Consider the following 14,833-nt stretch of genomic DNA (forward strand, 5'->3'; position numbering starts at 1 on the left):
ACGGGTTAGTCGATAATTGAGATTTCCATATCTTTAAAATTCGATCCCAATAACCTGAATTTTATATGATATTCAAAAGAATTTTCTGCGCTGCGGTCATTTACCCAAGTTTAATAACGCTGATTTACGCTCAAAAAGTAAGCTTGAAGGAAACAGATAACGGAATTGATTTCGTGATTGATAGTCAGTCTGTTTTGACTTATCAAACGACTGTAGAGGATGTTCCGCAGGGAATAAAAAAAGATTTTGCAAAATCGGGATTCATCCATCCATTGAAATCACCTTCAGGGGAAGTGCTTACCAGGATTCAGCCCAAAGACCATTATCATCACTATGGTATCTGGGGGCCATGGACCCGTGCCACGATCAATGGCAGGGAGGTTGATTTCTGGAATCTGGGAGATGGAAAGGGGAGGGTGGACTTTGACCATGTGATTTCAAAGAAGGAGGCAGGAGGGGCTGCTGAACTGAATGTGCGCCAAAACCATATTGATCTCAAAGCTCCGGAATCAGAACGGATAGCCCTTGCGGAAGATCTTCGCATCAAAGTAAAGCCAGCGGACAAGGGGCGCTATATGGTAGATTACACCAGTACAATAGAGACAAAAATAGCTGGGGGAATCCTTCTGGATGATTATCGCTATGGTGGAGGGATAGGTTTCAGAGCCACCGAAAAATGGGGTAAGGATAACAGCAGTATCCTTACTTCCGAAGGAGATGCCCGAAAGACCGCAGACGGGACGAATGCCCGATGGATCATAGTCCAAGGCGAGACTGACAATGCTTTGGGTGGGAGTGGCATCCTGTTTTTGAGCCATAATACGAATAAGGCATTTCCGGAACCTCTTCGTGTATGGCCAGAAGATCAATACAAAGGGGAGGGAAACGTATTTATCGAATTCACTCCAATCAGACATGAGTCTTGGGAGCTATTGCCCAATAAGAGATATACATTAAAATACAGAATGATAGTCTTTGACGGTGAGATGAGTAAAGAGGAAGCAGAGGCGTACTGGAGGGCTTTTGTCAAGTGAGTGTAAGGCCTTCTCACAAAAAAAATGAACATGCAATAACTTGCGAATTAAAATAAACCCTGATTTTACATAACCCATTATGATTATGAAAAGAAGAGAATTTATCAAGAACAGTGCCTTGGCAAGCGCGGCAATAGGTTTTCCAACTATAGTGCCCGCTTCGGTTTTTGGAAAGAATGCCCCAAGCAATAAAATAAACATTGGTCAGATTGGTTGTGGACGTATTGCCAGGGATCATGATATGCCAGGGGTATGGCGGCACGATGTCGCACGTATAATCGCGGTTTCTGATTTGGACAGCAATCGAATGGCAGATGGCAAAAAGCTGGTAGAGGATTATTACACCAAGAAAATGGGCAAAGCATATCTTGATGTGAAGGAATATGGCGATTACAAGGATTTGCTTCAAAATAAAGAAATAGACGCTATCGTGATCAGTACCCCGGATCACTGGCATTCCCAACCGGCCATGGAAGCCGCATTGGCGGGTAAGCACGTCTATCTGCAAAAGCCAACATCCCTGACCATCCGTGAAGGAAGACAATTGGTAGATGTGGTGAACAAAACCGGTGTAGTCCTTCAGCTGGGAACACAGCAGAGATCTAGTGAGCAGTTTAGAATTGCGGCGGAACTGGTGAGAAACGGCAGAATCGGTAAATTGCATACCGTGAAAGTAGGTCTTCCAGGAGATCCATCTGGGCCTGATGCTCCGGAAATGCCGATTCCTGCCTCTCTAAATTACGACATGTGGCTGGGATCTACCCCCGAGGTCCCATATACAGAAATAGGCGTTCATCCTCAGCAGGGATATGGCCGACCGGGATGGTTGAGACTGGAGCAATATGGTGCAGGTATGATTACCGGCTGGGGACAGCACCACTACGATTCAGCTGCGTGGGGAATGGATACGGAGTTAACGGGGCCGAGATTTATTCAGGCCGTGGCTGAGTTTCCACAATCAGGTCTTTGGAATGTGCATGGTGATTTCATGTCCAAGGCCGAATATGACAATGGGGTAATGATGTACACCAGTGGGGGCTATCCAAACGGGATCCGATATGAAGGTACAGAAGGCTGGATTTGGGTTTCAAGGGGCAATTATGTAGCCTCTGCTTCTGACCCCGTAGCCAAAGGTAACAGTGCCAAAGCACTGGATGCTTCCGACCCGAAAATTTTGCAATCCGTGATCGGGCCGGATGAGATCCAGCTGATCAGAAGTGATGAGCATCATGGCAACTGGCTGGGAGCAATACAAGGAGAGAATGAGTTGCTATCTCCTGTGGAGATTGGTCATCGTTCGTGCTCAGTGTGCTTGGTGACACATATTTCTATGAAATTGGGGAGAAAGCTGGAATGGGATGCCAAAACGGAGAGATTCGTCAATGACGATGAGGCAAACGCTATGCTTGAGAGACCTCAACGAGCACCTTATGGCACCAACAATGTAAAAGTTTAATAAGTAACTGTTTTGAAAAATACTGTATTAGTAGCTGTGGCGGCAGTGGGAGTTTTGCTTTCCTGCGAAAATAAAGAATCAGTGAGCCAAACACCGGAGTCGAATGCCGAAATAACGATCATGTCCTTGGACCCAGGGCATTTTCATGCCGGATTGATCCACAAGTCTATGTATCCCCAAGTGGATTCCACGGTCTATGTTTTTGCCCCTGAGGGTGCGGAACTCCAAGACTATATGAACCGCATGTCTGGATATAATAATCGTGAGGATGCTCCCACGGCATGGAATCTACAGGTCAGTACCGGAGATGATTACCTGGACAAGATGATTTCCTCCAAACCTGGTAATGTGATGATGGTCGCTGGCAAAAATGACCGTAAGATTGATTACATCTCAGCAGCTGTCAATAATGGGATTCATGTATATGCAGACAAGCCTTTGGTAATCAATAAAGATGGATTCAAAAAGCTTTTGGATGCTTTTGCCCAAGCGGAACAGAATGATCTTTTACTTTATGATATCATGACAGAACGCTTTGAGATAAGTACAATCCTTCAACGGGAACTGTCTATGGATCCTGCTGTTTTCGGGGAATTGGAAAAAGGAACCTTGGAAAATCCTGCGATTACCAAGGAATCCATACACCATTTCTTCAAGTATGTGTCCGGAAGCCCTCTTATCAGACCTGATTGGTTTTTTGATACCGATATTGAAGGTACAGGCATAGTCGATGTGACTACTCATTTGGTGGACTTGATTCAATGGGAAGCTTTCCCAGAAGTCATCCTGGACACCACGGATGTAGAAATGCTTACGGCAAAGCTCTGGCCTACAGTAATGGATCTGGAGCAGTTTAGGTTAGTTACTGGCAAATCTGAGTTTCCGGGATTTTTGCGGAAAAACGTGACCAATGACAAGCTGAGTGTCAACAGCAACGGTGAAATGAACTACAAGCTGAAAGGTGTACATGCTAAAGTGAGTGTCATCTGGAACTATCAGGCACCTGAGGGAGCCGCTGATACACACTACAGTATGATGCGAGGAACAAAAGCCAACCTGATTATCCAGCAGGGTGAAGCTGAGGATTATGTAGCCACGTTATATGTAGAACTGTTGGATGGACAGGATGAGGCTCTTTTAAGTTTGGTGAAAAAGAAGCTTCAGGGACGTTTTCCGGGACTTGATCTGCAAAAGACAGGAGAGAGTAAGTATAAAGTCATCATTCCTGAAGAATATCACAATGGACATGAGGCACATTTTGCACAGGTGACCGAAAAATATTTGGAGTACTTCACCCAAGGCAACATGCCAGCTTGGGAGGTGCCAAATATGATCGTAAAATATCATACAACCACTGAGGCTTTAACAAAAGCATCAGAAAACTAAAATAGTCTAAACAGGATTGCCTTATTTTAGGTTGGTTAGATAAGTTCAACATTATGGATCAAGCTAACCAACCTACTTACGTGTCTAAACCTACTGTGGCAATCGCAGGAGCAGGTGGATATGTGGGGCGATGGTTTATCCATCAGTTCAAGGATAAATACAATATCATCGCTCTTAGCCGCAAGAAAATTAAGGAAAACCCATATCTCCAGGTGACCTGGAAGCAGGTAGAGCTGTATTCGATTTCCAGTACTACAGAAGTGCTGAAAGGTGTAGATGTTGCCATTTATCTGGTACATTCCATGAATGCTTCCACACGCCTCAACCAAGGGAGTTTTGAGGATACGGATTTACTTTTAGCTGATAATTTTAGCCGTGCAGCTCATATCAATAAAGTAAAACAGATCATTTACTTAGGAGGACTTTTGCCAAAGGAGACTGGAGAGAAATTGTCCCGGCATCTCAAAAGTCGCCTCGAAGTAGAACAAACCCTAGGAGCTAGATCAGCAAAACTTACTGCGATTCGTGCTTCCATCATCGTAGGGCCAGGAGGATCATCTTTTGACATGATCAAAAATCTGGTAAAAAACCTTCCTGTGCTTATGTGTCCCAAATGGACTGAGTCTTTGACGCAGCCTATTTCCTTACGCGACACCTTGGATATCATAGATACCTGTGTGGGAAATGAAGAGGTTTACGGAAGGGCCATAGAAATAGGCAATCCTGAAGTGATATCATATCGCAAAATGCTGGAAGTCACTGCCAAGGAGTTGGGCAAGAAACGATTGGTTTTTTCCGTCCCAGTATTTTCTGTGGGGCTTTCCAAACTCTGGGTTGGTTTTTTTGGAGAATCTCCTCCTCAATTAGTATCCCCCTTGGTAGAAAGTCTCAAGCATACTTTGACGGTATCGGAGGAATTGAAATTCCGTGAAAAACAGATAGATTATCTTACCTATAAAGAATCTGTACGAGAAGCCTTGGATTCCAAGATCGAACTGCCCAAACCAAGTTTTTATCCAGTGGATAAGGTTAAAAATACAGTGAGAAGTATCCAGAGAATGTCAAATCCCCAAGGGGATTCGGCCACATGGGTTGCCCAACGCTATAATATCTGGTTGCCTTCGTTTTTCAAGTTTTGGATCAAAGGAAAAACGATGTCAAGCGGAGAGATTGTTTTTTGCCTATTGTGGAGTAAAAAACCCATGCTACAGCTGACATTGATACCGGATCGCAGCGAAGAAAATAGGCAATTGTTTTATATTTCAGGAGGGTGGCTTGTCAAGAGATTTGATCACGGCTGGCTGGAATTTCGGGGAGTTTTAGATAGCAAATATGTCATAACAGCCATCCATGAGTTTGTGCCCAGATTACCATGGCTTATCTATGTGAACACCCAGGCTAGAATCCATTTATGGGTGATGAATAGATTTAAGAAGTATTTGGAAAATCGACCGACTTAAAATATCTATTATGTATATCCGCTTTTCTGCCAGTAAAACAATAAAAGCATCATAGGATTCGGAAAACACCAGCATCAAGGCCACTTCGGTCACCCGTCTTCGGTCTTCCGTCCAGTAAAGCAAAGAGAATATGGTTACTGGCATCATTGCGGATAATCACAATATCTATTTTTAAAATATCTTAAAGCGAGCATTAAATATTTAAAAACTATGAAAAACTTAATTTTCAAGAACGGAGATAAAATTCCAATCATTGGACTCGGTACATGGAAAAGTAAGCCGGGGGAAGTAAGTCAGGCAGTTTATTGGGCAATAGGGGCTGGGTATAGACATATAGATTGCGCTGCTGTGTATCAAAATGAAAACGAAGTAGGTGAAGGCATCGCCAAAGCAATAGAAGAAGGTCTGGTAAAGCGGGAAGAGCTTTTTGTGACTTCCAAACTCTGGAACAATTCCCATAAAAAAGAACAGGTTTTACCGGCGTTAAAACAATCTCTTTCCGATCTGAAGTTGGATTATGTGGACCTGTACCTTGTCCATTGGCCTATTGCCTTCAAAGCCGATGTTGGTTTTCCGAAAGGCAGGGAAGATTACTATACCTATGATGAAGTATCCTTAGGGGAAACTTGGGAAGCCATGCAGAACCTAAAGCAAAAAGGTCTTGCCAAACATATAGGCGTATCTAATTTCAATCAGAATAAATTAGAAGAACTCAACAAAGTAGGTGGTCAACAGCCGGAAATGAATCAGGTGGAAATGCAGCCATATCTTCCACAAGAGGCTTTGGTAGAGTATTGCCAGTCACATGGGATCTTATTGACTGCTTATTCTCCGCTGGGATCACCTGATTCCAGGGCAGAAAGACATAAAAATGACCCTCAATTACTTGTGGATCCAGTGGTGAGGGAGATTGCTGACAAGCATAAGGCAGGGATCGGCCAAATTCTCATTGCCTGGTCTATTGCAAGGGATATTGCTGTAATTCCAAAATCGGTGAACAAAGAAAGGATAATTGATAACCTGGCAGCCGCCAATATCAATCTGGATGATCATGATATGATGGAACTACGAGATATAGGAATCACACATAGGTTTATAGACGGCTCTATATTCACAGGTGAGAACAGTCCCTACACTACCTCGGATCTTTTTGATCAACCGTGAAATAGAAGCCAGAGAGCAAATAAAAAGGCTGTCCCACAAGAATAGAGGGGCAGCCTCTGGTTTTTGCAGGAAAAGAGGACTGACTGATTCCCGATTTTCAGGTGCCTTATTAAACTTGGGTTCAACTAATTGCTGCTTACAGAATCTTTTCAACCTTCCTCCTCCAATGCTTCCAGAATATCCGCAAGTTCATCAAAGTCTTTCAACCCGGGTTTGATTTCTTCTCCTCCTGTCAAGGATATCCCATATAGATTAAGCTCGGAAATCAAGGTCTCTACATTGTCGGCTGTAATCCCTACTCCAAGGATGACTTTACAGTTTTCGCTGATAATCTTAATGGATTCCATATCCTTTTCATCAAGTTTTTCATGTGCGGACGTCACGTGAAAATATATCCCAGACCCAGCAAGTTTTTCTGCCACTTCTACTTCTATACGCCTGACCTCTTCCAGCTCCATTTTGTAGATCAGGCCATAGCCCTTGCCTTCCAGTTCAGTTAAGGGTTCGATTCTGTCATGTTCTATCCATTTCACTGTGGGATAATTTTCCAGCGTCGCAAGTATATCGCCAGCCTCGTAGTTTTCAAATTCTCCGACAAAGTCCAATCCTGATACCCATCCAGTGATCTCGTTGAATTGGGTAGGGTTAATGTATTTTCCGGATTCTTTTTCTAAGGAAAAACCCAACAAATCCACATACATTCCCGCGCAGTATCTTGCATCAGAGAGATTGGTGATACCGCTTATTTTTACAAAAGTGCTTAAAGACATGATTCAAATTTTGAATCCGCTAAGTTAAACAGGATGATTGGGTAGAAAAATATTTCATGATCTGCCATAATGCTGTTTTACCTGTTTTTCAAGAAAATCCTAGTATTTTTAGTCATTGAAGGATTATATGAATAAAGCACTACGATTTGTTTTTACGATTCTGCTCGGACTTCTTATTTCCTGTGATCGGGAAATAGAGGAAAGCCAATTAGATTTGGGCTATGATTTTCAGCCTCTGGAAGTAGGGTTGTTTTGGTTGTATGAAGTGGATCAGACCATTCATTTTGGTGAAAATGATTCCGAGCAAACGCAGTTTTTTTACAGAGATAAGATCCGAGGTTTTTATACTAACGAAGCAGGGGAGCAGGTTTTTGTGGTGCAGCGTGACAAATCCTTCGATAGAATTGAATGGAGTCTAGCATTAGCCTATACGTGGATCAAGCGGGATTTCTCTTTGGTGAGAACCGTACAGAATCAAGCACTAGTCACATTGGTCTTCCCGCCTACAGACCAGGTGATCTGGAATGGGAATGTGTATAGGGATACGGCGATGGATGAGTTTAGCCTGGAAAATTCAGGTGGCTTTGTCCTAGTGAATCAAGAGGACAGCGATGATGAGGTGACTTATCGGGATATTCGGTATGAGGTGTATGAAAAGGGGGTGGGAATGGTAGAAAAATATGACGAGGTGCTGACCTACTGCTCCAGAAATGACTGTTTGGGAGATAAATTAATTGACTCAGGATATAAAGTAGCCATGAAAATGATTGACCATGGGAAGGATTAAACTACTGATCTGCCTGCTTATATGGACTTCTATGGTCGAACTTGCCGCACAGGATCGTTATGCGGTGTTTTATAAGTTTAAGCCTCAGGTGAATTTTTCACTCGATCATCCCGAAGATTTCCTAAGCCAGAAATCGCTGGCCCGTAGAACTAGGGAAGGGGTCGTCGCAGACAGCCTGGATCTTCCTGTGGCGCAGAAATATGTGGACGAAGTAGATCAAAAGTCCCATTATATACTTTATTCCAGCAAGTGGTTCAATGCAACGATTGTAGTCACAGACGCAGAGCGTGTGAAAGAAATTCTAGCTTTCCCCTTTGTGGATAGAGTGGAACTGGTAGGGCATGGTTTTATCCCAAATCCCAATGCAAGAACCGGGAAAACGATATACGATTCGGCGAGGAATAAATTCTGCCCACCCACTTCAGAAAGTGCCCGTTTATTGGCTACTAATGAAGAGGTGTACGATTTTCAGAATAATCTACTCGCAATAGATAAAATGCATGAGGAAGGATACACAGGGAAAGGAGTGACCATTGCAGTGTTTGACGCAGGCTTTCCGGGTGCCGATGTAGCCAGTCCTCTAGTGCATTTACAAGGCAGCGGACAGATTATCGGAACCAGGGATTTTGTGCGTCCATGGAATCAAAATGTGTATTCTGACAATCAGCATGGAACCAATGTGCTTTCCCTGATTGCTTCAAACGAGGCAGGAAAGCTTGTGGCGGGGGCACCGGACGCCAATTATATATTAGCGATGACTGAGGAGGTAGCCACTGAGTATTGGGTGGAGGAATACAATTGGGTACGTGCAGCTGAGTATGCGGATAGTTTGGGGGCTGATATAATTAATAGCTCGTTAGGATATTTGGATTTCGATGATCCGGAGATGACCTACACTTTGGATGATCTGGATGGTGAGACCACCATAATCGCCAGAGGGGCGACGATAGCGAGTAACAAGGGGATTTTGGTGATAAACAGTGCAGGCAATTATGGTTCTTCAGAATCCTCGTTGAGTTCTCCATCGGATGCCAAAGGGATTTTGGCCATAGGTTCGGTGACCAGGGATCTGAGTGTCTCAGGTTTTAGTTCCCGTGGTCCTACAGGAGACGGAAGGATAAAGCCTGACTTGGCAGCTTTCGGAAGCGGAACGGCTTTGATCCGTGCCAATGGCCAGGTGGGCTATTCCAACGGCACTTCCTTCTCAGCACCGCAGATTGCCGCTTTGGCAGCTGGGCTGTGGGAAGCGAAGCCGGAATGGACTAAGGATAAGCTTGTAGAGAGTCTATTGAACAGCGGCACACAAGCGGATGATCCAGACAACCTCTTGGGGTATGGGATTCCTAATTTCTTCGACGCATTATATGGAGAGATACTTAATGTAGATGGAAATGAGAAAGCTGTGGAATGGAAAGTTTATCCAAATCCTTTGCCAGGAGATGAGCTTCAAATATATTTTGGGAATAGTTTACATGCTGATTTCACGCTTATTGACTTGAATGGACGTATTTTGGAGCATAAATCGCTGGAAAGACCCAGCGTCAAAGAACCTTTCAGCATTCTATTGGAAGGGGTGAAGTCAGGGTTTTATATAATCCAATTGCAGGAGGGGGCCTTGATCAAACAAAGTAAAATAGTAAGGCAGTAGAAGTAAAGTTGGGGACTTGGGATATTTTTAGCTTTTTTACATAAACAATCCATAACGCATGTCACCATTAATAGCCCCTTCAATCCTTGCGGCTGATTTTGCCAATATTCAGGAAGAAGTAGAAATGCTAAATGCCTCGCAAGCTGATTATATCCATGTAGATATAATGGATGGGGTTTTTGTACCCAATATTTCTTTTGGATTGCCAGTAACAGAGGCGATTCATAGGCATGCAAAAAAGCCGCTGGATGTCCATCTGATGATCGTAAGCCCTGACAACTACTTGGAAGCCTTTAGAAATGCCGGTGCGGAAGTGATCTCTGTACACTACGAAGCTTGTACTCATTTGCATAGAACCTTGCAGGCAATCAGCAGCCTCGGAGCTAAAGCAGGTGTGGCAATAAATCCCCATACCCCTGTGGAATTATTGTCCGATGTCATAAATAATATAGATGTAGTTTGTGTGATGTCTGTGAATCCTGGTTTTGGAGGGCAAAAATTTATAGAAAACACCTATTCGAAAATTTCCCGTTTGAAGGATTTGATTTTGGCCAAAGACGCTGACACCAAAATTGAGATTGACGGAGGAGTAACTTTACATAATGCGCCTCAATTGGTTGCTTCTGGGGCTGATATATTAGTGGCAGGAAGTTTTGTGTTCAATTCTAAGGATCCTATAGAGACTATCAGGGAATTAAAGGATGTCCGCTTGGTCTGACAGCTCAGAACACCATTTATCATAAAATTCCTTAAAAAAAGCCAATAACCTTTGAATTTTTGGCTTTTGGTTTTTTTATTGAGGATTATACAAAAATTAAATTACAAAGTTTATGAAAAAAGTACTGCTTTTCGGAACGTTGTTCGCGTTTCTAGGACTTGCTGCTTACGCACAAGACGAGAACAAAGTCACAGATGAGGACTTGGTAAAATATGCAAGTATGGAGGTTCAATTCTATAATTTCCTAAATTCTAGAACTGAAAAGATGAAATCAATGATCCAGGAAAATGAAATTTTCCAAGGTGGTGCTAGATATAATGAGATAAAAGCCGCTTGGGGTGACGAAGCTAAAATGACTGAAGCTAAGGTGACTGAAGAAGAAAAAGCAGCTTTTGAGGAAATCCAAGCTTTCCAAAATTCCCAACAGGAAGTTTTGAAAGAATATAAAACCGAGTTGATTATGGACGAGGAAGTTTTGGGAGCGGGGACTTACAATAAGGTATTGGCAGCGACCAAAGAGGATCCTTCAATAAAAGAAAAGCTGGACAGCTTGATAGCTGAAATGAAGGCAAAGCAGGAAGCGGAGAAAGGCGATACCGAGGATCCTACAGACGGAAAATAGGATTTTATTCATCTTAATATCATGATGCCTCCCAATCGGGAGGCATTTTTTTTTAATTTCACACCAAGAGTATCAAGACATCGTTTAGATAAGTATGAATTTCAAAAATATAGCCTGCTCATTTCTATGTTACTTTATCGGTGTTTTGGCGGTTTCGGCCCAGAACGAAGACATATTTGGTATATCAGATAAGGCCAAAAGCCCAAAGAGCGAGTCTGGACTGGGAAATGTTGCCAGAAATGTGTTGGAGATGTTCAGCTTGGAGCTTTCCGGTGGGGGTGCCTATCAGCAGTTTAACACAAGCTTTTATTCGGCCAATCCAGGATTATATCCTTTCACACGAGTTCAGAACCTAGAGGGAGACCCACTGGATATCTCTGAAGAAAACCCATTGGAAATGAAAGGCGGAGACTGGGTGTTCCCCAATTGGAATGGTGGGGTGAGGATAAACCTTTTTAACCTACTGACTATTGGGGGTGGTTTCGGTCAGGAGTGGGGTAATCTGTCACCTATGCGAGGTGGAGATTATCAGTTTGACTTTGAGGGAGCGAGCTATCAGGTGGATAAGCTTTACGGAACTGTAGGATTGGTGCTCTATGATGCAAATAGGAGACGCTCATTTCTTAATTGGCGCTATAGACATTACTCATCATCCAATTATTACATGCAATCCGAGTTAAGACAAAGGGCCAGACAGAACTATCCTTGGAGATTTATCCTCGAAGCAGAGTTTGGTACGTTGAATCTCAAAAAAACCTATGATGCCTCATTGGACCAAGGGCCGGAGCCCTACCAATCAAGGCTAGCTGTATCAGACAAGAACTATTATGGATTGGGATTAAGGATAGAACGTGATTTTTCCGATTACACGAAAGTGTTTGTGAAAGGGGGGGCGGATTTTCGAAGCTTTACCTATGCGGCATCTGATTTTTCGGAGTTCCAGGAATTAAATCAACAAGTCTATGCCATGCAAGTGGGATTGGCTGTTCGGTTCCCTGGTACCAAGCGTTGCAAAATCGCTGGCTGCGGTGTAGTAATGAAGCACATGCACAACGGAGTCGAGTATAGAGGCAGCGGAATTTTCAATTTCCAGGATAGGAAAATAGGACAATGGTATTAATGTTCTGAATATACACTTTGGTGTTTGTAATCTCTTTTCAAAACCAGTCGGTTTTTACTATCTTGCAGCCTTAATCGACCCCGTGAATAGCATTATATGGCTCAAGGAGAAAACGAGAACATCATACCCATTAACATTGAAGAGGAAATGCGTGGTGCCTACATCGATTATTCGATGTCGGTCATTGTTTCAAGAGCGCTTCCTGATGTCCGTGACGGACTGAAACCAGTACACCGCAGAATCCTTTTCGGTATGCAGGAACTGGGAGTATTACATAACAAACCTTATAAGAAATCTGCCAGAATTGTCGGTGAGGTACTTGGTAAGTATCACCCACATGGTGATTCTGCCGTGTACGAAACTATGGTCCGTATGGCGCAACCCTGGTCTCTAAGATATCCTTTGGTGGATGGACAGGGTAACTTCGGTTCTGTGGATGGGGATAATCCCGCGGCGATGCGTTATACTGAAGCCAGACTGAAACGGATTGCTGAGGAGCTTTTGGTGGATATCAACAAGGAGACAGTTGATTTCCAGTTCAATTTTGACGACTCCCTCAAGGAACCAATAGTATTACCTGCTAAAATACCGGCACTCCTGTTGAATGGAGCTTCTGGTATAGCAGTAGGCATGGCGACAAATATGGCTCCTCATAACCTAGGAGAGGTCATCGATGGGATCATTGCCTATATAGACAACAATGAGATCACTATTGCTGAGTTGATGGAGCATATTATTGCTCCGGATTTTCCGACGGGTGGTATTATCTACGGTTACAATGGAGTGAAGGCTGCCTTTGAAACCGGCCGTGGTAGAGTAGTGATGCGTGGGAAAGCCAACGTGGAAACAAAAGAGGGCGGAAATAAGGAGATGATTGTCATCACTGAGATTCCTTATTTAGTGAACAAGGCGAACATGGTGGAGAAAACCGCCGCTTTGATCAACGAAAAGAAAATTGATGGGATCTCCGCCATCCGGGATGAATCTGACCGATCAGGAATGCGGATCGTCTATGAATTGAAGCGGGATGCCATCTCCAGTGTCATCCTCAATAACCTTTATAAACACACTCAGTTACAGACTTCATTTTCAGTGAACAACGTAGCTCTGGTGAAAGGCAGACCTCAGACCCTGAATCTGAAGGACATGATCGTCCATTATGTCAATCACCGTCATGAGGTGGTGATCCGCAGGACAGAATATGAACTGAGAGAAGCAGAGAAGAGAGCCCATATTCTACAGGGGTACCTGATTGCCCTAGACCATCTGGATGAGGTCATTTCCTTGATCAGAAACTCAGCAGATCCAGAAACTGCCAGGAATGGTTTGATGGAAAAATTTGATCTGAGTGAAATCCAGGCCAGGGCCATCCTCGATATGAGGTTGCAGCGGCTGACCGGAATGGAACGTGACAAGATCATCAATGAGTATAAGGAGATCATGGCCTTGATCGAAGAGCTCAAGGAAATCCTGGCCAACGAGGACAGAAGAATGGAGATCATCAAAGAGGAGCTTACAGAAATGAAGACCCGCTACGCTGATGACCGCAGAACTGAGATAGAGCATAATGCCGAGGATTTTAGTTATGAGGATATGATCCCAAATGAGGAAGTGATCATTACCGTTTCCCATGAAGGATATGTGAAGCGCACCGCGCTTACGGAATACAAGACTCAGGGGAGGGGAGGAGTAGGATCCAGAGGTGTAAGCACCAAGCAGGATGATTTTACGGAATATTTATTCACGGCTTCCACACATAATTACCTGCTGATATTCACTGATAAAGGGAAATTATTCTGGCTAAAAACCTATGCTATCCCCGAAGGCTCAAAGACCTCCAAAGGAAGACCTATACAAAACCTGATCAGTATTGAGCAGGATGATAGAATCCGCTCCATCATCCAAGTGGCGGATCTGAACGATCAGGACTATCTGAACAATCACTTTCTAGTGATGGTGACCAAGCAGGGAATTATCAAAAAGACTACACTAGAGCAATATAGCCGCCCAAGAACAAATGGTATCATCGCATTGAATATCCGTGAGGATGATCAGTTGGTCAATGTGGAAATGACAAACGGCAGTCAGCATATCGTCATTGCGGCCAAATCCGGTAGAGCTATTCACTTCAATGAATCGGCAGTACGGCCAATGGGACGTACCGCCACGGGTGTACGGGCTATCAGGCTAAATGATGAAAAGGATTATGTGATTGGCATGGTATGTGCGTCTAAGGAGGATGCAACGTTGCTGGTTGTTTCTGAAAGGGGTTATGGTAAGCGCTCCAATCTTGATGAATATAGGATCACCAATCGTGGCGGGAAAGGTGTGAAAGCAATGAGCGTCACAGAGAAAACAGGGCCCTTAGTCGCAATAAAAGAGGTAGTGGAATCGGATGATTTGATGATTATTAACAAATCGGGTATTACCATTCGAATTTCTGTGGATGGACTTCGTGTAATGGGAAGGGCTACTCAAGGAGTTCGCTTGATTAAAATCGGAGAAAATGACGAGATTTCGTCCGTAGAGAAAATCTCAAAAGATGAAGAGGTGGAAGCTATAGTTGATGCTGCCCTTTCAGAAGAAGAAAACACAACTGAATCACCATCAAATGAGGAGTCTGATAATGCTTCAGATGAATCAACAGAAATAAACGAATAACCAACCA

12 protein-coding genes are annotated in these 14,833 nt (G+C 43.6%); 11 read left to right on the forward strand and 1 reads right to left on the reverse strand.

The features are described 5' to 3' along the window. Positions 1–65 precede the first annotated feature (65 nt). The 5 genes from LZF95_RS07650 (at position 66) to LZF95_RS07670 (ending at position 6,500) form a co-directional block, all read left to right on the forward strand. Entirely contained in the window at positions 66–1,034 is a 969-nt protein-coding gene (locus tag LZF95_RS07650) for a PmoA family protein (protein ID WP_233754391.1), read from the forward strand. 85 nt (positions 1,035–1,119) lie between these two features. Continuing rightward, a complete protein-coding gene (locus tag LZF95_RS07655; RefSeq protein WP_233754392.1) occupies positions 1,120–2,490 on the forward strand; it encodes a Gfo/Idh/MocA family protein in 1,371 nt (456 codons plus the stop codon). Positions 2,491–2,502: 12 nt separating this feature from the next. Next, positions 2,503–3,876 carry a putative oxidoreductase C-terminal domain-containing protein gene (locus tag LZF95_RS07660; protein WP_233754393.1) on the forward strand — a complete coding sequence of 458 codons (1,374 nt, stop codon included), beginning with the start codon at positions 2,503–2,505 and terminating at the stop codon, positions 3,874–3,876. A 53-nt stretch (positions 3,877–3,929) separates the two neighbouring features. Continuing rightward, positions 3,930–5,336 carry an NAD-dependent epimerase/dehydratase family protein gene (locus LZF95_RS07665; protein WP_233754394.1) on the forward strand — a complete coding sequence of 469 codons (1,407 nt, stop codon included), beginning with the start codon at positions 3,930–3,932 and terminating at the stop codon, positions 5,334–5,336. A 210-nt stretch (positions 5,337–5,546) separates the two neighbouring features. Beyond that, entirely contained in the window at positions 5,547–6,500 is a 954-nt protein-coding gene (locus tag LZF95_RS07670) for an aldo/keto reductase (protein ID WP_233754395.1), read from the forward strand. A 149-nt stretch (positions 6,501–6,649) separates the two neighbouring features. Here the strand turns inward: LZF95_RS07670 and LZF95_RS07675 are convergent, their stop codons facing one another. After that, on the reverse strand, positions 6,650–7,270 hold the full coding sequence (locus tag LZF95_RS07675) for a phosphoribosylanthranilate isomerase (RefSeq protein ID WP_233754396.1): 621 nt from the start codon (positions 7,268–7,270) through the stop codon (positions 6,650–6,652). A gap of 127 nt (positions 7,271–7,397) precedes the next feature. Between LZF95_RS07675 and LZF95_RS07680 the strand changes: the two genes are divergently transcribed. The 6 genes from LZF95_RS07680 to gyrA all read left to right on the forward strand — a co-directional run bounded on the left by LZF95_RS07680 (position 7,398) and on the right by gyrA (position 14,826). Then, positions 7,398–8,057, forward strand: a complete 660-nt coding sequence (locus LZF95_RS07680) for a hypothetical protein (protein ID WP_233754397.1) — start codon at positions 7,398–7,400, stop codon at positions 8,055–8,057. Next, positions 8,044–9,705: a S8 family serine peptidase gene (locus tag LZF95_RS07685; protein WP_233754398.1), complete on the forward strand. Its 1,662-nt coding sequence runs from the start codon at positions 8,044–8,046 to the stop codon at positions 9,703–9,705. Before LZF95_RS07680 ends, LZF95_RS07685 begins: the two co-directional genes overlap by 14 nt. Positions 9,706–9,763: 58 nt before the next feature. Further along, the gene (gene rpe, locus LZF95_RS07690; RefSeq protein ID WP_233754399.1) at positions 9,764–10,423 is read left to right on the forward strand and encodes a ribulose-phosphate 3-epimerase; all 660 of its coding nucleotides are present in this window, start codon (positions 9,764–9,766) and stop codon (positions 10,421–10,423) included. Between the two features lie 112 nt (positions 10,424–10,535). Next, the gene (locus LZF95_RS07695; RefSeq protein WP_233754400.1) at positions 10,536–11,045 is read left to right on the forward strand and encodes a hypothetical protein; all 510 of its coding nucleotides are present in this window, start codon (positions 10,536–10,538) and stop codon (positions 11,043–11,045) included. 94 nt (positions 11,046–11,139) lie between these two features. Further along, positions 11,140–12,165 carry a hypothetical protein gene (locus LZF95_RS07700; RefSeq protein ID WP_233754401.1) on the forward strand — a complete coding sequence of 342 codons (1,026 nt, stop codon included), beginning with the start codon at positions 11,140–11,142 and terminating at the stop codon, positions 12,163–12,165. 96 nt (positions 12,166–12,261) lie between these two features. Further along, entirely contained in the window at positions 12,262–14,826 is a 2,565-nt protein-coding gene (gyrA, locus tag LZF95_RS07705) for a DNA gyrase subunit A (RefSeq protein WP_233754402.1), read from the forward strand. Positions 14,827–14,833 lie beyond the last annotated feature (7 nt).

This window comes from Algoriphagus sp. AGSA1 (assembly GCF_021390545.1).
In the GTDB taxonomy this organism is placed as follows: Bacteria; Bacteroidota; Bacteroidia; order Cytophagales; family Cyclobacteriaceae; genus Algoriphagus.